This window comes from Vibrio sp. Of7-15 (assembly GCF_022347565.1).
In the GTDB taxonomy this organism is placed as follows: domain Bacteria; phylum Pseudomonadota; class Gammaproteobacteria; order Enterobacterales; family Vibrionaceae; genus NORP241.
Map to the genome: position 1 here is coordinate 242722 of NZ_JAKRGH010000003.1, position 23024 is coordinate 265745.

General features: G+C 40.9%; 22 protein-coding genes. 15 read left to right on the top strand and 7 right to left on the bottom strand.

Translation table 11 applies throughout. The annotated features are described in order from the left end of the window. From MHO82_RS05675 to ttcA, 4 genes are all read left to right on the top strand, one after another. On the top strand, window positions 1–687 hold the full coding sequence (locus MHO82_RS05675) for a sulfite exporter TauE/SafE family protein (protein ID WP_239182883.1): 687 nt from the start codon (window positions 1–3) through the stop codon (window positions 685–687). Window positions 688–788: 101 nt separating this feature from the next. Continuing rightward, window positions 789–1538, top strand: coding sequence for an FNR family transcription factor (locus MHO82_RS05680; RefSeq protein WP_239182884.1), 750 nt, complete (start codon window positions 789–791; stop codon window positions 1536–1538). Between the two features lie 132 nt (window positions 1539–1670). Beyond that, complete coding sequence (gene uspE, locus MHO82_RS05685) at window positions 1671–2618, top strand: universal stress protein UspE (RefSeq protein ID WP_239182885.1); 948 nt, start codon at window positions 1671–1673, stop codon at window positions 2616–2618. Window positions 2619–2799: 181 nt separating this feature from the next. Further along, window positions 2800–3723, top strand: a complete 924-nt coding sequence (ttcA, locus tag MHO82_RS05690; RefSeq protein ID WP_239182886.1) for a tRNA 2-thiocytidine(32) synthetase TtcA — start codon at window positions 2800–2802, stop codon at window positions 3721–3723. A 99-nt stretch (window positions 3724–3822) separates the two neighbouring features. On the opposite strand, the gene pepT is transcribed toward ttcA, so the two are convergent. From pepT to MHO82_RS05710, 4 genes are all read right to left on the bottom strand, one after another. Further along, window positions 3823–5058: a peptidase T gene (gene pepT, locus MHO82_RS05695; protein ID WP_239182887.1), complete on the bottom strand. Its 1236-nt coding sequence runs from the start codon at window positions 5056–5058 to the stop codon at window positions 3823–3825. Window positions 5059–5249: 191 nt separating this feature from the next. Beyond that, window positions 5250–5900 carry a DUF2987 domain-containing protein gene (locus MHO82_RS05700; RefSeq protein ID WP_239182888.1) on the bottom strand — a complete coding sequence of 217 codons (651 nt, stop codon included), beginning with the start codon at window positions 5898–5900 and terminating at the stop codon, window positions 5250–5252. Then, complete coding sequence (locus MHO82_RS05705; protein WP_239182889.1) at window positions 5897–6769, bottom strand: glucosaminidase domain-containing protein; 873 nt, start codon at window positions 6767–6769, stop codon at window positions 5897–5899. Before MHO82_RS05705 ends, MHO82_RS05700 begins: the two co-directional genes overlap by 4 nt. After that, window positions 6766–7566 carry a hypothetical protein gene (locus MHO82_RS05710; RefSeq protein ID WP_239182890.1) on the bottom strand — a complete coding sequence of 267 codons (801 nt, stop codon included), beginning with the start codon at window positions 7564–7566 and terminating at the stop codon, window positions 6766–6768. The genes MHO82_RS05705 and MHO82_RS05710 overlap by 4 nt, the downstream gene beginning before the upstream one ends. A gap of 297 nt (window positions 7567–7863) precedes the next feature. Between MHO82_RS05710 and potA the strand changes: the two genes are divergently transcribed. The 5 genes from potA (at window position 7864) to MHO82_RS05735 (ending at window position 12983) form a co-directional block, all read left to right on the top strand. Further along, window positions 7864–9003, top strand: a complete 1140-nt coding sequence (gene potA / locus MHO82_RS05715) for a spermidine/putrescine ABC transporter ATP-binding protein PotA (RefSeq protein ID WP_239182891.1) — start codon at window positions 7864–7866, stop codon at window positions 9001–9003. Beyond that, a complete protein-coding gene (gene potB / locus MHO82_RS05720; protein WP_239182996.1) occupies window positions 8987–9844 on the top strand; it encodes a spermidine/putrescine ABC transporter permease PotB in 858 nt (285 codons plus the stop codon). The genes potA and potB overlap by 17 nt, the downstream gene beginning before the upstream one ends. Beyond that, complete coding sequence (gene potC, locus MHO82_RS05725) at window positions 9844–10614, top strand: spermidine/putrescine ABC transporter permease PotC (RefSeq protein ID WP_239182892.1); 771 nt, start codon at window positions 9844–9846, stop codon at window positions 10612–10614. Before potB ends, potC begins: the two co-directional genes overlap by 1 nt. Window positions 10615–10709: 95 nt before the next feature. Then, window positions 10710–11744 carry an extracellular solute-binding protein gene (locus tag MHO82_RS05730; RefSeq protein WP_239182893.1) on the top strand — a complete coding sequence of 345 codons (1035 nt, stop codon included), beginning with the start codon at window positions 10710–10712 and terminating at the stop codon, window positions 11742–11744. Between the two features lie 195 nt (window positions 11745–11939). Further along, the gene (locus MHO82_RS05735) at window positions 11940–12983 is read left to right on the top strand and encodes an extracellular solute-binding protein (protein ID WP_239182894.1); all 1044 of its coding nucleotides are present in this window, start codon (window positions 11940–11942) and stop codon (window positions 12981–12983) included. Between the two features lie 130 nt (window positions 12984–13113). Here the strand turns inward: MHO82_RS05735 and MHO82_RS05740 are convergent, their stop codons facing one another. Next, window positions 13114–13467 (bottom strand): 4a-hydroxytetrahydrobiopterin dehydratase, encoded by a 354-nt coding sequence (locus tag MHO82_RS05740; protein ID WP_239182895.1) that lies wholly within the window; start codon window positions 13465–13467, stop codon window positions 13114–13116. Then, window positions 13460–14272, bottom strand: coding sequence for a phenylalanine 4-monooxygenase (phhA, locus tag MHO82_RS05745; protein ID WP_239182896.1), 813 nt, complete (start codon window positions 14270–14272; stop codon window positions 13460–13462). Before phhA ends, MHO82_RS05740 begins: the two co-directional genes overlap by 8 nt. Window positions 14273–14532: 260 nt before the next feature. Here phhA and MHO82_RS05750 point away from each other — a divergent pair, with 260 nt between their 5' ends. The 6 genes from MHO82_RS05750 to MHO82_RS05775 all read left to right on the top strand — a co-directional run bounded on the left by MHO82_RS05750 (window position 14533) and on the right by MHO82_RS05775 (window position 21323). Further along, on the top strand, window positions 14533–14721 hold the full coding sequence (locus MHO82_RS05750; protein ID WP_239182897.1) for a hypothetical protein: 189 nt from the start codon (window positions 14533–14535) through the stop codon (window positions 14719–14721). Window positions 14722–14964: 243 nt separating this feature from the next. Further along, window positions 14965–16122, top strand: a complete 1158-nt coding sequence (locus tag MHO82_RS05755) for a homogentisate 1,2-dioxygenase (protein ID WP_239182898.1) — start codon at window positions 14965–14967, stop codon at window positions 16120–16122. A gap of 9 nt (window positions 16123–16131) precedes the next feature. Beyond that, complete coding sequence (locus MHO82_RS05760; protein ID WP_239182899.1) at window positions 16132–17118, top strand: fumarylacetoacetate hydrolase family protein; 987 nt, start codon at window positions 16132–16134, stop codon at window positions 17116–17118. A gap of 51 nt (window positions 17119–17169) precedes the next feature. Further along, window positions 17170–17790: a maleylacetoacetate isomerase gene (gene maiA / locus MHO82_RS05765; protein WP_239182900.1), complete on the top strand. Its 621-nt coding sequence runs from the start codon at window positions 17170–17172 to the stop codon at window positions 17788–17790. A 207-nt stretch (window positions 17791–17997) separates the two neighbouring features. After that, on the top strand, window positions 17998–20055 hold the full coding sequence (locus tag MHO82_RS05770) for an acetoacetate--CoA ligase (protein WP_239182901.1): 2058 nt from the start codon (window positions 17998–18000) through the stop codon (window positions 20053–20055). A gap of 329 nt (window positions 20056–20384) precedes the next feature. Continuing rightward, the gene (locus MHO82_RS05775) at window positions 20385–21323 is read left to right on the top strand and encodes an EAL domain-containing protein (protein WP_239182902.1); all 939 of its coding nucleotides are present in this window, start codon (window positions 20385–20387) and stop codon (window positions 21321–21323) included. 137 nt (window positions 21324–21460) lie between these two features. Here MHO82_RS05775 and hppD read toward each other — a convergent pair whose 3' ends face one another. Beyond that, entirely contained in the window at window positions 21461–22528 is a 1068-nt protein-coding gene (gene hppD / locus MHO82_RS05780) for a 4-hydroxyphenylpyruvate dioxygenase (protein ID WP_239182903.1), read from the bottom strand. Between the last annotated feature and the right edge of the window lie 496 nt (window positions 22529–23024).

Consider the following 23024-nt stretch of genomic DNA (forward strand, 5'->3'; position numbering starts at 1 on the left):
ATGGAATTGGATTTATTAGGTGCATTAGTTGTAGGCCTAATGGGGGCAGGACATTGTATTGGGATGTGCGGCGGTGTTTCTGCCGCGCTCACCATTGGTGTTTCAGGCCCGAAAGCCACCTCAAAGGGCGGTCGCTTTTCTTTTCTCTTAGCTTATAACTTTGGGCGATTAGCTAGCTATGTTTTGATTGGTGCTTTAATTGGCAGTACATTTGCGAATTTGGCTGGCTTATCGGGTGTTAACAACGCTTTAGTCGGGTTACGAATTGGCGCTGCCGCCATGATGATCCTATTAGCTTTGTATATAGGACAATGGTGGAAAGGACTTACCTACATTGAAAAAGGTGGTCAGGTAGTCTGGAAGTACATTTCCCCGCTGGCACAACGCTTTCTTCCTTTAAAAAGCCCATTATCAGCTCTTCCATTTGGTTTCATTTGGGGTTGGCTTCCATGTGGTTTGGTTTACTCAATGTTAAGTTGGGCTGCGGTATCTGGCAGTGCCTTAGGAGGAGCTCAAACCATGCTGGCTTTTGGGCTGGGTACTTTACCCGCGATGTTACTTGTTGGAGCCAGTGCTCAACGCATGAAAAACGTGCTAAGTAATAATCTATTTAAAAAAAGTAGTGCCCTTTTGCTGCTTGCCTATGGATTACATACTGGCTATATCGCTTGGTCGCAATTATCATAAAGTGATATATCTCGTTGTAATTAGACTTATTATTTCACTACCTATTGTAAGTGAATTGGTGTTAAAATATTGACTTACATCAAGTTGGTAAAGCAGAGCTTATGATTTCAGATAAACCTACAACCAAAAGAATTCAGTCTGGTGGCTGTGCAATTCATTGTCAGGATTGCAGTATTAGCCAACTGTGCATTCCCTTTACTTTAAATGACTCTGAGCTTGATCAGCTTGATGAGATCATTGAGCGCAAAAAGCCAATCCAAAAAGGCCAAGAGCTATTTAAAGCTGGTGATGAGCTTAAATCTCTTTACGCGATCCGTTCAGGTACAGTAAAAAGCTACACGATTACTGAGCAAGGCGATGAACAAATCACCGCTTTCCACTTAGCAGGTGACCTTGTGGGCTTTGATGCCATTACGGAAAGTATGCACCCTAGCTTCGCTCAAGCTCTTGAAACTTCTATGGTGTGTGAAATTCCTTATGAAATCTTAGATGATTTATCAGGAAAGATGCCTAAGCTGAGACAGCAAATCATGCGCCTAATGAGTAATGAGATTAAAGGCGATCAAGAAATGATTCTTCTGCTTTCTAAAAAGAATGCCGAAGAGCGTTTAGCCGCCTTCCTTCATAACTTGTCTGTACGTTTTGCTCAACGTGGTTTCTCGCAGCGTGAATTCCGCTTAACAATGACTCGTGGTGATATTGGTAATTACTTAGGTTTAACCGTTGAAACCATCAGTCGCCTATTAGGTCGTTTCCAAAAGTCTGGCATGTTAAGTGTAAAAGGTAAGTACATCACTATCTTAGATCACGATGTATTATCAGAATTAGCTGGCGCTTCTCAAGAATCTTAATCACTTGATCTTACCTGAAGCGGCGAATTTGAGCCGCTTCATATTTCTCACCCTCCAATTTCATATTACCTCAACCTTCCCTGCTTATTACGCTACAGTTATCTTATCAGCGAGTCCGCATTAGGGGTGATTATGACAAAATACCGAAAAATCCTAGTTGTTGCAGATCCAAACCAAGATAAACAACCAGCTTTAGCTCGTGCAATTCAACTGGTAGAAAAAAACAAATCCCCTGCTGTTATTACTTTCTTTCTCGCTATTTATGACTTTTCTTATGAAATGACTTCAATGCTGTCTGGCGATGAAAGAGATGCAATGCGCAAAGGCGTAATCAGCCAACGTGAAGCATGGATGAATGAAATATCAGAGCAATACATCAGCGATGAGATTAATATAGAAGTAAAAGTGGTTTGGCATAATCGCCCTTACGAAGCAACAGTCGCTGAAGTGTTCAGTAGTGACCAAGATATTCTCATTAAAACCACACATCAAAATGACACACTAGAAGCTGTTATTTTTACACCAACCGATTGGCACCTTTTGCGTAAGTGCCCTTGCCCGGTTCTACTGGTAAAACAACATGATTGGCCCGAGCACGGTAACGTGATTGCATCTGTTCATGTTGGTTCAGAAAATGAAACTCATCATGAGCTTAATCATAAGATGGTCGAGGAAGCCATTGCATTCAGCGAAATTTTAAACGCAACCCCACATTTAATTAATGCTTACCCAAGTACCCCTGCAAATATCACCATTGAGTTACCGGAGTTTGATCCGGGAACATATACTGATGCAGTACGCGGCCACCATTTAACAGCGATGAAAAACCTTCGCCAACAGTACTGTATTCCAAGTGAACAAACCCATGTTGTGGAAGGCATAACAGAAGATGTTATCTCTGATGTTTCGAAAAAACTGGATGCTGAGCTAGTCATTCTAGGAACTACCGGCCGTACTGGGTTATCCGCTGTTTTCATTGGCAATACTGCTGAGCATACTATTGATAAACTCAATTGTGATGTTCTTGCTTTAAAACCAGAAGGTTATGTTAGCCCGCTCGACCCTAGATATGAAGCTTAAACTTGTCGACTAAGTCTGCGTTATAACCAAATAAGCGGTGTGTTTTTACGCCGCGTCTCCGTTTTTCGTCGGTATTAATGACAAAACGCTTCTCTAATCCACCCCATCTATTTTCTTTTAGTTCTGCATCATTATAATAGTCGGCCTTATAGACCATCGCCCCGACTCTAGGTAGTGATTAATGAGCGAATTGACCAAAGCACAACAGTATAATTTTAATAAACTGCAGAAAAAAATCCGTAGAAATACAGGCCAAGCTATTGCCGATTACAACATGATCGAAGATGGTGATCGCATTATGGTTTGTTTATCAGGCGGCAAAGACAGCTTTACTATGCTTGATATCTTACGCAGTTTACAAAAAAGTGCGCCAATCTCGTTTGAGTTAATCGCTGTTAACCTTGATCAAAAACAACCAGGGTTCCCAGAGCATGTATTACCTGAGTACTTAGAGAGCTTGGGCGTTGAGTACAAAATTGTTGAAGAAGATACTTATGCCATCGTAAAAGATAAAGTGCCAGAAGGTAAAACGACTTGTTCTTTATGTTCTCGTTTACGCCGTGGTATCTTGTACCGCACAGCGAAGGAACTTGGCGCAACAAAAATTGCATTAGGCCACCATCGTGATGACATCATCGAGACTATGTTCTTGAACATGTTCTACGGTGGAAAGATGAAAGGTATGCCACCGAAGCTGGTTTCTGATAACGGTGAACACGTTGTTATTCGTCCATTGGCTTATTGCCGTGAGAAAGACATCATCAAGTTCTCTGAAATGCGCGACTACCCTATTATTCCATGTAATTTATGTGGCTCTCAGCCAAACATGCAGCGCCAAAATGTGAAGAAGATGTTGAATGACTGGGATAAGCAATTCCCTGGCCGAATTGAAACCATGTTTACAGCAATGCAAAATGTAGTTCCTAGCCACTTGGCAGATCACCAATTATTTGATTTTAAGAGCATCAACCGTGACTCTGGCGTGATCAATGGTGGTGACATCGGGTTTGATAAAGAAGACATGCCAGTAACCCCAGTATCTGAAGAACTTGAAGTTGGTGAGTTTGATCCAAAACTTCAGTTAGACGTACTAAACGTTCAATAATATTTGTTGAGTTTGATATTAAAATTAAATAGGCGCATTGCTTGATAAGTAATGCGCCTTTCTTTTTGCATAGTTACACAGGCTTTCTATGCACTAAATTCACAGTTTCTTGGCATCGCTCGCAGTAAGCTCTGCTAATTTAATAATAACTTGAACAGCCTGCTCCATTCCTTCAATCGTTATAAACTCATGGATACCATGAAAATTATAGCCGCCTGTAAAAATATTCGGGCATGGTAACCCCATAAACGATAGTCTCGCTCCGTCAGTGCCTCCACGAATTGGTTTTACGATTGGCTCTACGTCACAAGCTATCATAGCACTTTTAGCTAACTCTATAATGTGTGGGTGTGGCTCAACCATTTCACGCATATTGTTATAGCTGTGCGCGATCTTTACTTCAACATGACCTTTATCTAATTCTTTATTCAGTTCTTCGGCGATAGATTGAATAAACTCCAACCGCTTTTGTTGTTCTTTTCCATCAAAGTCACGAACAATATAGCTTAGCTCTGTTTTGGCGACCGAGGACTCCATACTTTTTAAATGGAAAAAACCTTCGTACCCTTCCGTCTGTTCAGGCGTTTGCTCTTTCGGCATTTTAGTGATGAATTTACCAGCAATAGTCATGGAGTTAATCATTTTATCTTTTGCTGTACCTGGGTGAACATTAATGCCGTGACATATTACAGTTGCTGTTGATGCATGGAAGTTTTCAAATTCCAGCTCTCCAACCGGACCTCCATCAATAGTGTATGCCCATTCCGCGCCAAACTTTTCAACATTAAATAAATCGGCACCACGACCAATTTCCTCATCAGGAGTAAAGCCGATGCAAATGTCACCATGCTTAATATCAGGGTTATGAACCATGAAAGATAACGCCGTCATGATTTCAGCAATACCAGCTTTGTTATCTGCGCCTAGTAATGTAGTTCCATCTGTTGTAATTACATTGTGACCTTGTAACGCATTAAGTTCTGGGTATTGGGTAGGAGACAAAACCTCATCACCTATTCCAAGTGCGATATCCCCTCCTTGGTAATTTTCTATGATTTGCGGTTGTACATTAGCCCCCGATGCATCAGGTGCGGTGTCCATATGGGAAATAAAGCCAATAGCTGGGACATGATGCTCAACATTTGAAGGCAACTTTGCCATTAAATACCCATTTTCATCCAAGCTTACATCTTCAAGTCCTAGCTCAATCAGCTCACTTTTAAGGCTTTGTGCAAATGAATACTGGCCAATACTACTTGGGCATTGCGAGTTATTTGGATCAGATTGAGTGTTGAAAGAAACGTATTTAAAAAATCGATTAATTAAATTGTTCATAATCTTACACTTCGCAGGTGGCTTTTATAATATGCGCTATTTTCTACTTATTCGAATGGTAAGTAATTGCGGTGTATCAGTTATTGTCTAACTTTATTTAAGTTTTTATTTGTTTACTTTTAATTATAGTGCGCTAGAGTATCTAAAAAAGGCAATGGTAATAACAACACTGCCTTATCAGTTTTAAAGCCTTATGACTGAGGGATCCAAGGCATAACCTTGTCAGCTTTTATAGGTAAGGTAACAACAGATTGCTCATTTAAATCAGCTAACTTAATGATTGCCCTACCATTATTGATCTGAATATCATCTGCTTCAGAAATAGCGATTGTACCCGATTCTAGCTCATTAAAAACAACCACAACCCCTTCTACATCCGGCATAAACCAACTAGAGAACATCCCTCCTAAATCGGACATCATCTTCTGCATTTGAGGTAATAAATTCTCTACTGTTTGGTAATCAAAACGGGTCGTTAAATCCTTACTTACCAACACTTCCATCGCAATATCACACTGTTTCCCCTCTTCTGTATGAACATAAACCAAAGGGTTAGCCGAGCGTAAGTTATTGTCTAAAGGAAGCGGAAGCTCTTGAGATTCAGGAATGCTAAACTCTTCATAATGCTCTTCTTTTTCCATCCAGGCTTTCGTTATGTTACATGCCTTCCCTGTTTTAGCATCGTTAAAAAACAAAGCCAAACGAACATCGTCATGGCCTTCTTTTGTGTTATTTTTTAACTGAGAGAATAGCTTTGAATAAGTAAACATATATTCATCTGCAACGACTGGTGCCGAAACTAATAACGCCCCTAATAACAGTGCAGTACTGCGCTTTATCATCCCTTACTCCAATACTTATTATTGTGTCTTATCATTGCTTGTATCTCTGATACATACTCTTCACCACGCTCTGAATAACGGCTTAACCCAGCAGTAAGCTGTGATGCAATTTGATCAGATGACAATTTCTCTTCTGTGTTTTCATCATCATGCAATGCCAGTCTTATTTCACGTAATTCTTTATAAGCTGCATTCCGGTTCACATTCATAAAATATGCATGAACAGATTGGTATGCTGATTCAAACACCGCAACTTCATGGCTTGCCCCTTCTGTTCTCGAACTGGGTACTAAGCCACAACCTTTACGATAACACCACTGCCCAAAGTAATTATTGCCCTGAACAGCAAAGCGTGATGTTCCCCATCCAGATTCATTCGCAGCTTGGCTTAATACTAACGCTTCAGGAATAACATCAACTTGAACTAACATGGTGTCTAGCCATGAACGAGTAACACCTTCGGAAGGAACTTCATTATGGTAAAGCTTACCAAGGCGACGAGCATAACTGGTATCTTTTTCAGACACTGGCGTACTCGATTGAAGCTTATTTGACATCGCGAGTAAATATTGACGCTCTTTTAGAATGCGATTATTTTCTATCACGACTGCTGGACGTAAGAAATCGAAGAAAGCTTTTTTCTTCTCATTTGCATCGGCATACGACGAAAAGTCAGGCTTATCTTGCGTCGGTGTAGTTTCTTCTATTTCTGGCTCAGGTTTCTTTTCTTCTTTTTCAGGAGACTCTGTGACTGGCACTTCTGTCGCTACATCTCGTTTTTCTTCAAGGCGACTTGTATGGCCAGTGTCTTCACACGCAGCCAACCCCAGTACAATGACTGAGGCTGAAACAATTTTTCTTATAATCATGCATTGAACACCTGGTGATCATTATCGTTGTCGTCATCACCTTCGATTTTGGTTGTAATTTTTAAAGACACACCAAACATATTGCGGTAAATCACACCTTTTACATTAAAGAAGAAAGGTAAAACAATGATCAGACCTAATCCAAATACCGTGAACGACAATGCAAACATAATAAGAAGAAACATATAGATAGCAGTAAGCGGGATAATTTTCTTATAAGTCGCTCTAAAAGAAAGCATTAATGCTTGTAATGGCGGCACTCGTTTTTCACAAATAAGCAGCGTGCCCATTCCGAGAGCCATGGTTAAATACAATGACAGTAAAGGGAAAATAAGATTAGCCATTCCTTGAACAGAAGACGCCACCATAGTTGCAATAGTCACTGCTACCGCAAAAGGAAGCCCTTTCATTAAATGGCGAGGTTTACTCGGCAGCCCAGCAGCATGACTCATGGCCATTAAACTAACGCCAGCGTATAGCGGTGCACTCAGTACTTCAGAGCTAAAGTTAGCAATCCACACGGCATTTAGCATGGCCTCTGTAAGATCCCCTTTTCCTTGCAAAGCTTCAAATAAAACAAAAGGGTCACCAAGCTGAAGCTTTAAGGCAAATAAAAACAGAGCGAGTTGAGCCAGCAAAAGCGCCATGATCGCAGGAAAAAAACTGATGAAATAACGCAGAGTGTTTTTCCACGCTTCTTGTAAAACCTTGACAGGACTCAGTTCATAGTCACCACTGAGGGCTTTTTCTATACTACCGCCTAATAGAAATTCTTTGTCTAAATGCTTGTTGCTCATAACATTGATACTTAGCGTAAAGGTATAACAATTATACGGGAATCTCGCATACACTGGGAAGAACAATCAGAAGAAGAAGTGTCTCCTAATGTAATAATAGCTCTTTATTGGGCACTTTTTCTACAACACAACTTTCGCTCACTATTAAACTGGTTGAACTAGGTATGTTTTAGCAAAATTACATCAAAACAAATTCGTTTTAAAAATTGTCTAAAATAGATAAAAAACACTTTGAATTAATAACTTTGGCGACTATTATGCGCCGTCAAATTCACTAAGGTAGCAGGGAACATCATCATGTCCCAAGGCGGAGATAAGCAGACGTTGAACGTTACACAATCTTTAAAAAAACCAGTCATCAAACTGACAGGTATTAGCAAAAGTTTTGATAATAAAGAAATCATCAAAAACCTTAATTTAGATGTCAATCATGGTGAGTTTCTTACCATTCTTGGTCCTTCGGGCTGCGGCAAAACCACCGTTTTAAGGATGATCGCGGGTTTTGAAACCGCAGATAACGGTCAAATTTTGCTAGACAGTAAAGATGTAACCAACACTCCGGCCGAACAGCGCCACGTTAACACCGTATTTCAAAGCTACGCCCTTTTCCCTCACATGACGGTTTTTGAAAACGTAGCCTTTGGTCTGCGTATGCAAAAAGTACCAAATGCTGAAATTGAACCAAGAGTGATTGAAGCGCTAAAAATGGTTCGACTAGAACAAATGGCGCAGCGTAAACCACACCAGTTATCAGGCGGTCAACAACAGCGTATTGCCATCGCCCGCGCCGTGGTTAACAAACCGAAAGTCCTACTACTGGATGAATCCCTGTCTGCGTTAGATTACAAACTGCGTAAGCAAATGCAGATTGAGCTAAAACAGCTACAACGTCAATTAGGCATTACCTTCATTTTTGTTACTCACGATCAAGAAGAAGCCCTTTCGATGTCTGATCGTATTATCGTGATGCGTGATGGTGTTATCGAACAAGATGGTTCACCACGTGAAATTTATGAAGAACCGAAGAACTTATTTGTTGCTCGCTTTATCGGTGAAATCAATGTCTTTAACGCTGAAGTCGTTGCACGTTTAGATGAAAAACGTATTCAGGCAACCATCGAAGGCCAAGCATGTTTAGTACATTGTGATTTAAATGTACAACAAGGTGACAAACTGCAAGTCCTACTTCGCCCAGAAGATCTGCGCCTTGAAGAAATTAAAGAAAGTGAAAACAAAGGCATTGTCGGCCACGTAAAAGAACGTACCTACAAAGGCATGACGTTAGATTCTGTTATTGAACTAGAATCTGGTATGCGTGTGATGGTGAGTGAGTTCTTTAACGAAGATGATCCTGATGTTGATCATTCACTAGAGCAAAAAGTTGCCGTCACTTGGGTTGAAAGCTGGGAAGTGGTATTAGCTGATGAAGAAGCTTAATCTCCAGAACTGCATCATCACTCTGATTGTCGGATGGTTGATGCTGTTTGTGTTTGTTCCTAATGTCATGATCATTGGTACTAGCTTCTTAACTCGTGATGAAGCTAACCTCATCGACATGACCTTTACCTTAGATAACTATTTCCGATTGTTTGATCCGTTATACGCTAAGGTTTTGTGGCATTCATTTTATATGGCCATCATCGCAACACTCATATGCTTAGTGGTTGGTTACCCGTTTGCCTATATCGTTGCGAAAATGCCGCAAAAATGGCGTCCGTTCATGCTGTTTCTGGTCATTGTTCCTTTTTGGACCAACTCCCTGATCCGAACTTATGGCCTTAAAATCGTACTAGGTACACAAGGCGTTTTAAATAAAAGCCTGATGGCTCTGGATATTATCGATCGCCCTATTCGCATCATGTATTCAGAAAATGCCGTCATGATTGGCTTAGTCTATATTTTACTTCCTTTCATGATTTTGCCTTTGTACTCAGCCATCGAAAAATTAGATCACACCTACATTGAAGCTGCCCGCGATTTAGGCGCAAGCAAACTACAAACCCTGTTTAAAGTTGTGCTTCCCCTAACAATGCCAGGTATTATTGGCGGCTGCCTGTTAGTGCTTCTTCCTGCTTTAGGTATGTTCTACATTTCAGACTTACTCGGCGGAGCCAAAAACTTACTGATCGGTAATGTGATTAAAAGCCAAGTGCTCAATGCTCGAGACTGGCCATTTGGGGCAGCAACCAGTATTGCGCTAACCACAGCAATGGCCATCATGCTTTATGCTTATTACCGTGCTGGAAAATTACTGAATAAAAAAGTGGAGCTGAACTAATGGGACGCACGTTACGATTCAGCTTTATGACGCTGGTTTACGCCTTCTTATACCTGCCAATCATTGTATTGATCGTTAATTCATTTAATGCCAGTAAATTTGGTATGAAATGGGGCGGCTTTACCATGAAATGGTACGAAGCATTAATTAAGAACGACAGCTTAATGCAAGCGGCTTGGCACTCGATTAATGTTGCGGTTTTTTCGGCTACAGCAGCAACGATCATTGGTAGCCTAACTGCGGTTGCCCTTTTCCGTTACCGCTTCCGAGGCAAAAACTTCGTAAATGGCATGCTCTTCATCGTAATGATGTCACCGGATATTGTCATGGCGATCTCACTGCTTGCTTTATTTTTAGTGATTGGTGCTGAACTTGGCTTCTTAACCCTGTTGTTTGCTCACATCACTTTCTGCCTACCTTTTGTTGTGATCACGGTATACAGCCGGTTAAATGGCTTTGATGTAAAAATGCTGGAAGCGGCTAAAGATCTGGGTGCTAGCGAATGGACGATTCTTAAGCAAATTATTTTACCATTAGCCAAACCAGCCGTTGCTGCCGGTTGGCTATTAAGTTTCACCCTATCTCTAGACGATGTCATTATTAGCTCGTTTGTGACAGGGCCAACCTATGAAATTTTACCATTGAAGATTTATTCTATGGTGAAAGTTGGCATCTCCCCAGAGGTTAATGCCCTCGCGACGGTCATGTTAATCGTCTCGTTAGTTCTTGTGGTCTGTTCACAGTTACTGGCCAGAGAAAAAATCAAATAATCACAATCAAAAAAGCATGGCTGTTGCAGTCATGCTTTTTCTTTAACTTCACTATTCATACCTTCCTCTTTTGGAATTTATTGGAGCACAGCATAATGAAAAAATGGACTACTTTATTAGCTGGTAGTGCATGTGCACTTGCTATGTTTTCGAACGTAGCAAAGGCAGAAGAAAATAAAGAACTGGTATTCATGAACTGGGGGCCGTATTTATCCAGCGAGTTACTAGAACAGTTTACGGATGAAACTGGCATTAAAGTTATCTATTCAACGTATGAGTCGAACGAAACCTTATATGCGAAAATGAAAGCTCACCAAAAAGGTTACGATCTAGTGGTTCCTTCCACCTATTTCGTCTCAAAAATGCGTGACGAAAACATGCTACAGCCCGTAGATAAATCAAAACTAAGCAACTTTTCACAGCTTGATAATAACTACCTAGACAAAGCATACGATCCACACAACGCCTATTCCATTCCTCATGTTGTTGCCATTACAGGCCTTGCGGTAAATACAGATATGTACGACCCAGAGCAATTCAACAGCTGGGGGGATTTATGGAACCCGGAGTTTGAAGGTCAGCTAATGATGATGGATGATACCCGTGAAGTATTCCACATCGCCCTTCGTAAACTGGGGTTCTCAGGTAATACAACTAATCCTGATGAAATTGATGCGGCCTACAAAGAGCTAGAAAAGCTGATGCCAAATGTTTTGGTGTTTAACTCAGATAACCCAGCAGCGCCTTACATGGCAGGTGAAGTTGGCCTTGGCATGCTGTGGAATGGCTCAGCTGCTGCGGCACAAAAAGAAGGCTTACCCATTAAACTGATTTTCCCGAAAGAAGGTGGTATCGGTTGGGTGGATAATTTTGCAATTCCGTCAGGCGCTAAAAATGTAGAAGCGGCTCATAAAATGATCGATTTTCTACTTCGTCCTGAAATCGCAGAGCAAATATCAAAGAACACAGGTTATTTAACCGCAGTTGCTCAATCCAATCAAAAATTCAAACATGAGCCAGCTTTATTTCCATCACAAGAAGATTTAAATCGCGTGGAATGGCAATCAGCGGTTGGAAACATGAATATACGTTATGAAAATTACTTCCTTAAATTAAAAGCAGGTCAGTAATTTTTACAAAATAAAGAAGGCAGTCAGTGTGAAAGCTGGCTGCCTTCTGTTGTTTAAGCTGATATACTCCGCCCGTTTATTATCAAACCTGACATTTATTACATAAAATAGTGAGATACAACGCACTACGTTAGTTTTGGTAACCCTATATACGCGTACCCTATCGCATATGATTTTAGGATTGAGGAGTAGAAAATGAAAAAACTGTCTGCCATCATCGCCGGTGGCCTTTGCGCTACTGCATTATTCTCAAGTGCTGTAAATGCCGCCGATGAAGAACTGTATTTCTACAATTGGTCAGAATACATTCCAAGCGAAGTTCTTAAGCAATTTACCAAAGAAACTGGCATTAAAGTTATCTACTCCACATACGAATCTAATGAAAGTATGTACGCCAAATTAAAAACCCAAGGTAAAGGCTATGACCTTGTGGTTCCTTCTACGTACTTTGTTTCTAAAATGCGTAAAGAAGAAATGCTACAACCTATCGATAAGAGCAAACTGTCTCACTTTGAAGGTTTAGATCCAAACTACCTTGATAAGCCTTTTGATCCAAGCAACAACTACTCTATTCCATACATCTGGGGTGCAACGGGTATTGGTGTGAATACAGAGATGATGGATGCTTCTGAAATCAAAGGTTGGGATGATTTTTGGGATCCTAAATGGGAAGGTCAGCTAATGATGATGGACGACTCACGTGAGTTCTTCCACATTGCTTTATCTAAGCTGGGTTATTCTGCAAACACCACAAACCCAGATGAAATCAAAGCGGCATACGAAGAGTTAAGAAAACTAATGCCAAACGTATTGGTATTTAACTCAGACTTCCCTGCGAACCCATACTTAGCAGGCGAAACGTCGTTAGGCATGCTTTGGAATGGCTCTGCTTACATGGCTCGTCAAGAAGGTGCTTCTATTGATATCGTATGGCCAGAAAAAGGTACTATTTTCTGGATGGACAGCCTAGCAATCCCAGCTGGCGCTAAAAACATCGAAGCAGCTCATAAAATGATTGATTTCTTACTACGCCCAGAAAATGCAGCAAAAATTGCTGTAGAAATTGGTTACCCAACACCAGTAAAAGCCGCTTACGACTTATTACCAAAAGAGTTTTCTGAAGATAAAAACATCTTCCCACCACAAGAAGTCTTCGATAACGGCGAATGGCAAGATGAAGTGGGTTCAGCAAGTGTGATTTACGATGAGTACTTCCAAAAACTAAAAGTTGATCAATAAGCGCTGAATTGCTCATCAACTGAAAACTTAAAAATACAAGGCGATGGAACTCATTATTCCATCGCCTTTTTTGTTCTTCCTATAAAGGTATCACTCCCCTAAGTTCAGGTTCGTGAAATACCACCAGCCATTATTCTGACAACAATGCGTCTGTTTTCGCTGCACAAATGAAATCGTTTTTATGCAAACCTTTAATGGAATGGCTCCACCAGCGAACACGCACTTTACCCCACTCTAGCGTAATTTCAGGGTGATGAAATTCATCTTCTGCTAACTGAGCAACTTTATCGGTAAAGGCCCATGCCAACTTAAAGTTCTTAAACTTATATTCGCGCTCAAGCTGTAATACCCCTTCCACAGTAATTGGCGTCCAATCAGGAATTTGCCCCATTAACTCTGCTAGCTCACTTTCGTTAACACGCGGTGCGTCGGCGTGGCAGGATTCACATTTCAATTCATTTAACGTCGCTTGTGCTTCAGACATAACTTTCCTCTGTTTCTTTATTTTTCTTTGGGTACAACGGGGTATGCAAACCTAATGATTTAGCTTCTTGAACCATAGACATGATGTCTTGATGAGCCAAATCCAGTAGCGCATGAATACTATCGATAAGAAAATAAGCCGGTTGCATAATATCAATACGATAAGGCGTTCTCATGATATCGACAGGATCAAAAGGTTTAATTAGCCTTTCTTCATTTTCAAATACATAACGAGTCTCGCCAGGAGAAGATAAAATTCCCCCACCAAAAATTCGAAACTCATCTTCATGTTTTACAAGACCAAATTCTACCGTAAACCAATAAAGCCTCGCCAAATAAACACGCTCTTCTTTTGTTGCTTTAGATCCAATTTTTCCATATGCATGAGTAAATTCAGCAAAATCTTTATTCGTTAGCATGGCGCAATGGCCAAATATCTCATGAAAATAATCAGGTTCTTGTAAATACTTCATGTCTTCACGCGTGCGTAAAAATGTCGCTGCCGGAAATTTTTTCTCCGACAGAAGCTTAAAAAACCGATCAAAATCAATCAATGCAGGAACAGGAGCGACTTGCCAACCTGTTTCATTAAGAAGCACTTTATTAACATCAGCAATTTGAGCCGTTTCATCACGAGAGAGAGCGAGAAGCTCTAATCCCCGAATATACTCATCACAAGCTCGGCCTTGAATACATTCCATTTGTGTATCCACCAGCTCCGCCCAAACACGATTTTCTGATTGCGTCCATTGCACAAAACCCGCTTCATCAACAGGCTTTGATACATATTTTGCACTTGATCCCATATCGTCAGACCTTTCTCCATTTCCTCCCTCTAGGTTAGATGTTGTTGAAGATTTAATCTCTAACTGGCTGAAAAATCAGGACGCCTGACAATGTAAACGAAATGTTACATCCTATTTTTACGCCTATGATTTAGAATTCCCAAAATTTTTTAGCTTTTTTTATGCTTAAAAATTAGCCAAAAATAAAAAATGGAGTCATAATACCTACGTTGTATTGCAATCGCTTGTATATATAAATAGCTAGGTAAAGGATTATAAAAATGAATCATAATAAGCTCAGAGTCATGAGTAGCTGGACCCCTAATAACGCACGCGAGTCAGAGGCTATGCGTAATATGCTTATGTATGAAATGGGCGGCTCTTCCGCTATCGCTAAGCATCCAGATCCAAGCCAATTTGATCACAGCCGTTCGCCATACAAACGTCTTTCGTCACATCGTATTAAATAGTCAATAAATAAAGGGGGTCCCCCTAGCCCCCTTTTCTATTTTTATCTCTCCTTGAAAATTCAATGTAACATTTTGATTACATCAAGCACTTTTGTTCATTTTTTACTTTCCCCTCAACACTTGCCTCTTAAGACGTGATGTACCAAGTTAGTTATAGCTTTTAGTCATCATAAAACGATGCGTTAGTGCGCAAATAAAAAGACTAACCCTATACAAAAAGTAAATACCGACAAGGAGTCATGAATGCGTGAATGGTTTCAGTTTCCCTTAAAAGAAGGAATTACGTCTAAGCAAGCTCATTGCGATCTTCCTGAGGGCAGCTATGAGCGTGAGTGTGGGCGAGATGGTTTTTTCGGGCCAGCAAGCCACATGTATCATAAAAATATGCCGACAGGTTGGACAAATTGGGAAGGCGATTTAAAACCAAGAGCATTGGATACAAATCAATTAAATCATGATGGTATTTGCCCTTGGGAGGCAACCCTCCTGCTTTCTAATTCAGACGTAAAAATAAGAAGTTGGAAAACTCAGCACTCGATGGATCACTTAGTGCGAAATGGCGATGGTGACGAGTTACTGTTTATTCATAATGGTAAAGGCGAGCTGTTTTGTGATTACGGCCATCTAAGTTTCCGAGATGGTGATTACATCGTACTGCCTCGCTCTACGTCTTGGCGTCTTGAGGCCAAAGAGCCCGTAGAAATGCTGCTGATTGAAGCATCTAACTCCGGTTATATGATGAGTGATAAAGGCATCGTTGGCCAACATGCGATTTACGACCCTGCCGTTCTGGAGCACGCTCAAATTAACGATACCTTTAAAGCGCAGCAGAACCAAAATCAAGAGTGGAAAATAAAACTCAAAGCGCGTAACCAACTGAATACCATTACCTATCCTTATAACCCGCTCGATGCTATTGGTTGGAAAGGCAACCTTACTGTTTTTAAACTTAACTGGCGTGATATTCGTCCGTTAATGAGCCATCGTTATCACCTTCCCCCTTCTGCACACACCACGTTTGTCACAAATGGCTTTGTGGTGTGTACGTTTGTGCCAAGGCCTATCGAGTCCGATCCGGGCGCATTAAAAGTGCCATTTTTCCATAACAACGATGATTATGACGAAGTGCTTTTTTATCACCGTGGCGACTTTTTCAGCCGAGATAATATCGATCAAGGCATGATGACGTTCCACCCATGTGGATTCCCTCACGGACCTCACCCTAAAGCGTTTGCTGCGGGCGCGAAAAACACCCGTAAAGAGACGGATGAAGTAGCAGTCATGATAGATACGCGTAACCCGCTAAACTTAGCAGAACTGCCTGAAGGCGTTGAAAACCAGAATTACGTTTCTTCTTGGCTTGCTAAGCCAGATTCAAATACTCAGCAGAATAACAAGTAAGGAATAGACATGAAGTTAGCATCTTTAAATAGTGGACGTGATGGACAGCTGATTGTGGTATCTAAAGACTTAACAATCGCAGCCCATGCACATGATATTGCGCCTACCTTACAATTTGCTCTAGATAATTGGTCTATCGTCGAACGCGATTTACAGCACCTATATCAAAACTTAAACGATCGTAGTGTCATTGATAGCTTTGTGTTCCATCCAGAGAAATGCATGTCTCCTCTGCCACGTGCCTATCAATGGGCTGATGGTAGTGCTTATGTGAATCATGTGGAATTAGTTCGTAAAGCACGTGGCGCAGAAATGCCAGCCAGCTTCTGGACCGATCCTCTTGTTTACCAAGGCATGTCTGATGGATTCCTAAGTCCTGAACAAGACATTGAAGTGGCCGATTTAAGCTGGGGGGTAGATTTTGAAGCAGAAATTGCCGCCGTCACCAATGATGTTCCTATGGGTATAGGATCGAACAAAGCAGGACAGCACATTAAGTTACTTATGCTGGTTAACGATGTCTCTTTACGTAACTTGATCCCCAATGAATTAGCCAAAGGATTTGGTTTCTTTCAATCCAAACCTTCTTCAGCCTTCTCTCCTGTTGCGGTAACACCTGATGAATTAGGTGATGCTTGGCAAGATAATAAAGTACACCTTCCTCTTCACGTTTGGTTAAACGAAGAGAAATTTGGTCAGCCCAATGCTGGTGTCGATATGACTTTCCATTTTGGCCAGCTTATTAGCCATATCGCAAAATCTCGTCATTTGTGTGCAGGAACCATTGTTGGCTCAGGTACTGTTTCTAATAAAGATCGAAGCGTAGGCTCTTGTTGCTTAGCAGAAAAACGTATGTTGGAAATCATCGAAAATGGTGAGGCATTGACTCCTTTCATGCAATACCAAGATAAAGTCAAAATTGAGATGTACGATCAGGCAGGCCATTCTATTTTTGGAGCCATTGAACAAAAAGTGGTTCCATATGATCCAGAATAAAACCAAGGGTCATTACACTCTTCATTAATACCGTGATAGGAGCTTACTAGAATGGAACTGTTTGATTATTGTCGGTCATCGGCTTCCTATCGAGTGCGAATCGCGTTAAATCTAAAAGAGGTTGACCACGAGTTAACCTCTATTTCGTTACTTGATAATGAACAACAATCTGATCTTTATCTCTTAAAAAACCCTACTGGCTTAGTCCCTACCTTACATACCGAGTACGGCGAATTAAGCCAATCACTGGCGATACTGGAATACTTAGAAGAACGTTATCCAAACCCGGCTTTATTACCTTCAGATCCTTGGCAAAAAGCCCAATGCCGAGCACTCGCTCAACAAATCTGTTGTGATATTCACCCACTTAACAACCTTCGTGTTTTGAAGTACCTAACAGGCCACTTAAAAGTGGATGAAGAGCAAAAAATAGAATGGTATCACCATTGGTTAAACACTGGCTTACAACCTTTAGAGAAACAGCTGCTAAAAACACACGGGATGTACTCCCTAGGCGATGAGATTAGTCTGGTTGACGTGTGTTTAATCCCCCAGTTGTTTAACGCTTATCGCTTTGAGCTGGATATGTCGCCTTACCCTACCTTGGCAAAACTCTATCATTATTGCCTTGAACACCCAGCTTTTTTTGATGCACGGCCAAATAAGTCATGATGATGGAAGCCATTCAATGAAAAAGGTGAACAGCAACAATTATGATTGCATTAATCCTAGAGAATCTAGCGATGACTAGACAACAGTGCAATCAAAAGCCCCTAATAGAAATACATTGAAAACAAAGTAGATATCAATAGTAATAAGTGATCTGGCTAGAAAAAGAACACAAAGCGCAAGGCAACCATCGAAAAGGAAGTCGTTCTAATGATACAGAATAAAAAAGACGCAGCGAATAGCACGCACCCAGTGCATTCCAATAACCCAATATTGTGGCAACCAACACAAGAAGAGAAAGAAAATAGCCTGCTTGCGCAATTTATTAAGTCCCTAGGGAATGATTATAAAACGGATGCTCCTTTTGATTTCTCTCATTTCCACCAATGGACGCTAGAACATCCGGAGGCTTTCTGGGAAAATCTGTGGCACTTTTGCCAGGTACAAGGAACGCTCAATTCGACTCAGGAACAAGGCAAAAAAATTATTCAGCGTCATCCTTCCGAGCCAAATAAACAGTCCACTTGGTTTCCACAAAGTCAGCTCAATTTTGCTCAAAACCTGCTGGCCGCTGCCCAAGAAAAACCGCAAGCCGCCGCAATCATCAGTCATGGCGAATCAGATGGTTCACAACAAGCCATGCACGACAGCCAATCAATTACGTGGCACCAGCTTTATCAGCAAACCTCCCAAATCGCTCAATTCCTAAAAGGGGCTGGCGTCACCAAAGGTGATGTGGTGGCGGGTTATTTACCCAACTTACCTCACACCATTATTGCCATGTTAGCCACCAGCAGTTTAGGGGCAATCTGGACTTCAACTTCTCCAGATTTTGGAGCCCAAAGTGTGATAGATCGCTTTGGTCAAACAAACCCTAAAGTACTTTTTTGTGCTAACGGTTATCGCTATAACGGAAAGGTATTTGATTCCCTCACTAACGTTGAAGAAATCTTGAATCATATTCCCTCGATTTCTCAATGCATCGTTATTGACTATGTACCGTCTGATCATGTGCTGATTCATGACACGTGCGAGGCAACGTATTGGCATCAGCTCTTCTCGCTATATACAGCAAAAGAGATTTCATTTACGCCCGTTGCTTTTAACGATCCTCTATACATCTTATATTCCTCCGGTACAACGGGTAAGCCCAAATGCATTGTTCATTCAGTGGGTGGCATATTGCTTAATCACCTAAAAGAGCATCAGCTACATTGCAATATCAAACCTGATGATACTGTTTTCTATTTCACAACCTGTGGCTGGATGATGTGGAATTGGCTTGTCTCAGTGCTCGCGAGTAAGGCCACCATTGTCTTATATGAGGGAAACCCAGCGTACCCAGACATTTCCCGTTTATGGAATATTGCAGAAAGTGACAATGTCACCCTATTTGGTTGCTCAGCCAAATACATCGAGCAATTAGAGAAACAAGAATATCAACCAGCTCAGCATCATGCTCTGTCATCCCTTCGAACGCTGTGCTCAACGGGATCAGTTTTGAGCCCTAGCTCCTTTGAATTTACCTATCAATCAATAAAAAGTGACCTGCAACTGGCCTCTATCTCTGGCGGAACCGACATTTGCGGTTGTTTTGCTATTGGTAACCCATTTAGCCCTGTACGTACCAGTGAATGCCAAGGAAAAGCCTTAGCGATGGATGTACAGATCTATGATCAACAAGGGCAACATACGATCAACCACCGTGGTGAGTTAGTGTGTTGTAACAGCTTTCCTAATCAACCTGTCGGCTTTTGGCGTGACGAAAATGGAGAGAAATATCATAAAGCCTATTGGGCAACCTACCCTGATATTTGGCATCATGGAGACTATGTACGTGAAACACCAGAAGGAGGAATGGTGTTCTATGGCAGATCTGATGCGATTTTAAATCCAGGGGGGGTACGGATCGGAACCGCTGAAATATACCGCCAAGTTAACCCCATTGAAGGCATCGCCGACTCTATAGTAGTAGGCCAAGAGTGGAATAATGACGTTCGAGTTGTGCTCTTTGTTCAATTACAGCCAAATCACAAGTTAAGTGATGTGTTAAAGCAAACCATCAAGAACACCATTAGAATCCATTGTAGCCCTAGGCATGTCCCAGCCGTGATTGCAGAGGTGAAACAAATACCAAGAACCATGTCAGGCAAGTTAACCGAAATTGCCGTCAGAGAGGTAATACACGGGCGAGAAATCAATAATGTCGGTGCAATAGCCAACCCTGACGCACTCAATGAATATAAAAACCGCGCTGAATTACAATGAGGTTAACTAAAACGACCACCTCAAATAAACAACATAAAATCTGATTTATCGGCCTTACCTGAAAAGGGATATTAGTGACTTTTGCTACAATCCCTTTTCATTTATACCTTTTATCATCCTTTATTTAAAAACAAAAAGCCTTACTATTCATATTATTAATATCTCCTCCATTCTATTATTTAGTTAACGCTAATTTATTAGCGGTATTTATCTCAATAGCAACGAATTTCTTAGCTATAATTACATTATGCTCAATCAGGCATATAGCTAATTAATAATAACGCTTGGAAGCCATCAACTAACTTAATGAGCGGACTAGGTATATGGATATGAATACTCTACAGAATGATTCTTGTGAGCATAAAAAAAATAATAGCCATGACGACGAATACGTAGGACTCGACATAAAAATGGCTTTTCAGCCTATTGTTGATGTTCAAAAAAAAGATGTGGTTGGCTATGAAGCACTCGTACGCGGCCCTAATGGCGAATCCGCAGGATGGGTGCTGGATAAAATAAACAAAGAGCAACAATACCAATTCGACCAACAGTGCCGGTTTAAAGCCATTGAAACCGCCAGCAAATTAGATTGCCACAAGCACCTCTTTATCAATTTCTGCCCCAATGCTGTTGAAGACCCTAATCTTTGTATTCGCTCCATTCTACAAGCATCTGGAAAGTACAAATTTCCGGTGCAGCTCTTAGTCTTTGAAATCACTGAATCAGAACAAATAGAAAATGAAGACAAAGTCGTGCAAATCAAAGATGAGTATCATAGAAACGGCTTTCTCACCGCCATTGATGATTTTGGTTCAGGGTACGCAGGGCTTGGCTGGTTAAGTCAAATTAAGCCCGATATCGTTAAAATTGATATGTCGTTAATACGCGATATTCATAAAGACCACTACAAGCTTTCTATTCTCAAAGGCACCTTATTAAGTTGCTATGAAATGAACATTACCGTGCTCGCTGAAGGTGTGCAAAACGAAGCAGAGTTCATGACATTATTTCGTCACGGTGTGCGTTACATGCAAGGGTTTTATTTCTCCAAGCCACGGTTAGAAAAGCTAGTATGTTTAGAAGACATTGAGCCTTTTCATCAAGCGTCTTACCCTAATCTCGATGATATTGTGCCTAAATCGTGCTTATTCCAACCAGACGTTCACTCTGCTCACGATGTCTGCCAATTACGAGATGGCTTTGAAGAAATAGGTTGCTCAAAGTGTCCATTAAAAGTGGAAAAAGCCTCTGATGATGCTTATTACTAGCCCTATAACTTATGAGCATTCGCGTTTTTAACTACATAATAAAGAATCTAATGAATAAAAAATCGCCGCCTTTTAAAACAAAAAGCAGCGATTGGTATAAATAGAGATTTTTTAGCTAAGGCTAAAGCCAGAAGTAATTATTCGGTCAACACACCGCGGCGTATTTGATCAAGCTCGATGGATTCAAATAGCGCTTGGAAATTACCCTCACCAAAACCTTGGTTGCCTTTACGCTGAATAATTTCAAAAAAGACAGGGCCAATAACCGTATCGGTAAATATTTGTAATAAAATCCCAGACTCTTCACCATCAATCAAAATACGATCGTTACGTAAATCTTCAACATTTTCCTGATGATTTTTTACGCGACTATCCACTTTCTCATAATAAGTGTCCGGCGTATCCATAAAGGCCATGCCGTGAGAACGGAGCTTTTTCACCGTGCCATAAATATCGTTTGTACTTAACGCAATATGCTGGATACCTTCGCCGTTATACTGATCAAGGTACTCAGCAATTTGTGATTTATCATCACTGGATTCGTTAATTGGGATACGGATTTTTCCGCATGGTGCTGTCATGGCACGAGATTTCAACCCAGTCAACTTACCTTCAATATCAAAGAAACGGATCTCTTTAAAGTTAGCTATACGCTCATAAAAACCAGCCCACAGATCCATGTTGCCTTGAGCGACATTATGCGTCAGGTGATCAATTTCTAACAAACCTGCACTTTGTGTTTCTAAGCGCTGCTCCCAATCTGGATAGAAATCAAAATCTACCCCGTAAATGTCTTGCTCGCCATAACGATCAACCAAATAAATCAATGATTCACCGATGCCATAAATAGCCGGGATATTAAGCTCCATAGGGCCAGCTGTTGGTTTACATGGCGTTGCCCCCTGGTTCACAGCATAACGCATGGCATGAGCCGCATCAGCCACTCTGAACGCCATGGCATTCACACTCGCACCATGCTGACTAGCAAAACCAGAAGCATGAGATTGCTGCTCACTATTCACAATAAAATTCACATCACCTTGGCGATACAGCCACACATCTTTACGCTTATGTTTAGCTACTTCAGCAAATCCCATCAATCCAAACAAGTTCTTTAATTGTTCTACTCCTTCCGCGGTAGGAGCTGTGTATTCTACAAACTCGAAACCATCCGTGCCTAGTGGATTTATGGTGTACTCAGTCATGTGTTTTCCTCGTCCAATGTCTTAATTAATCAATAGCATCGGAGCATTCAGACACAAAATTTTTGCTTCATTTTGTTAATGACTTGTTAACTGTAACCTATGTAAAGTTATTCTGACAAAATACAGCCACCATCCTACAATTAAGGTGATTCGGCTTTTTAAAGTGGTAGTTATTCGTCAACAAATCCATACAGAATATAATGTTAACAATATGTTCAATAAACAGAATTATGCTTAAACTTCTTAGTAAGTGTTAAATAAATAAGACCTCCACATATGAACTAGCAGACTGTATAATGAATATTAAAAGCCACTCAATACCCCATCATGTCAAATTTGGTTTAACCAACATCATTATGACGAAACCTATTCGAATCTGCTTATTACTCTGTGTTGGGCTTTTTGCTCTACCATTTTTTAATGAAGAGCTAGTTATAAATGCACCTATGGACATGATGTTCGAAGGCATATCTCTTATTATTCTTATTTATATTTT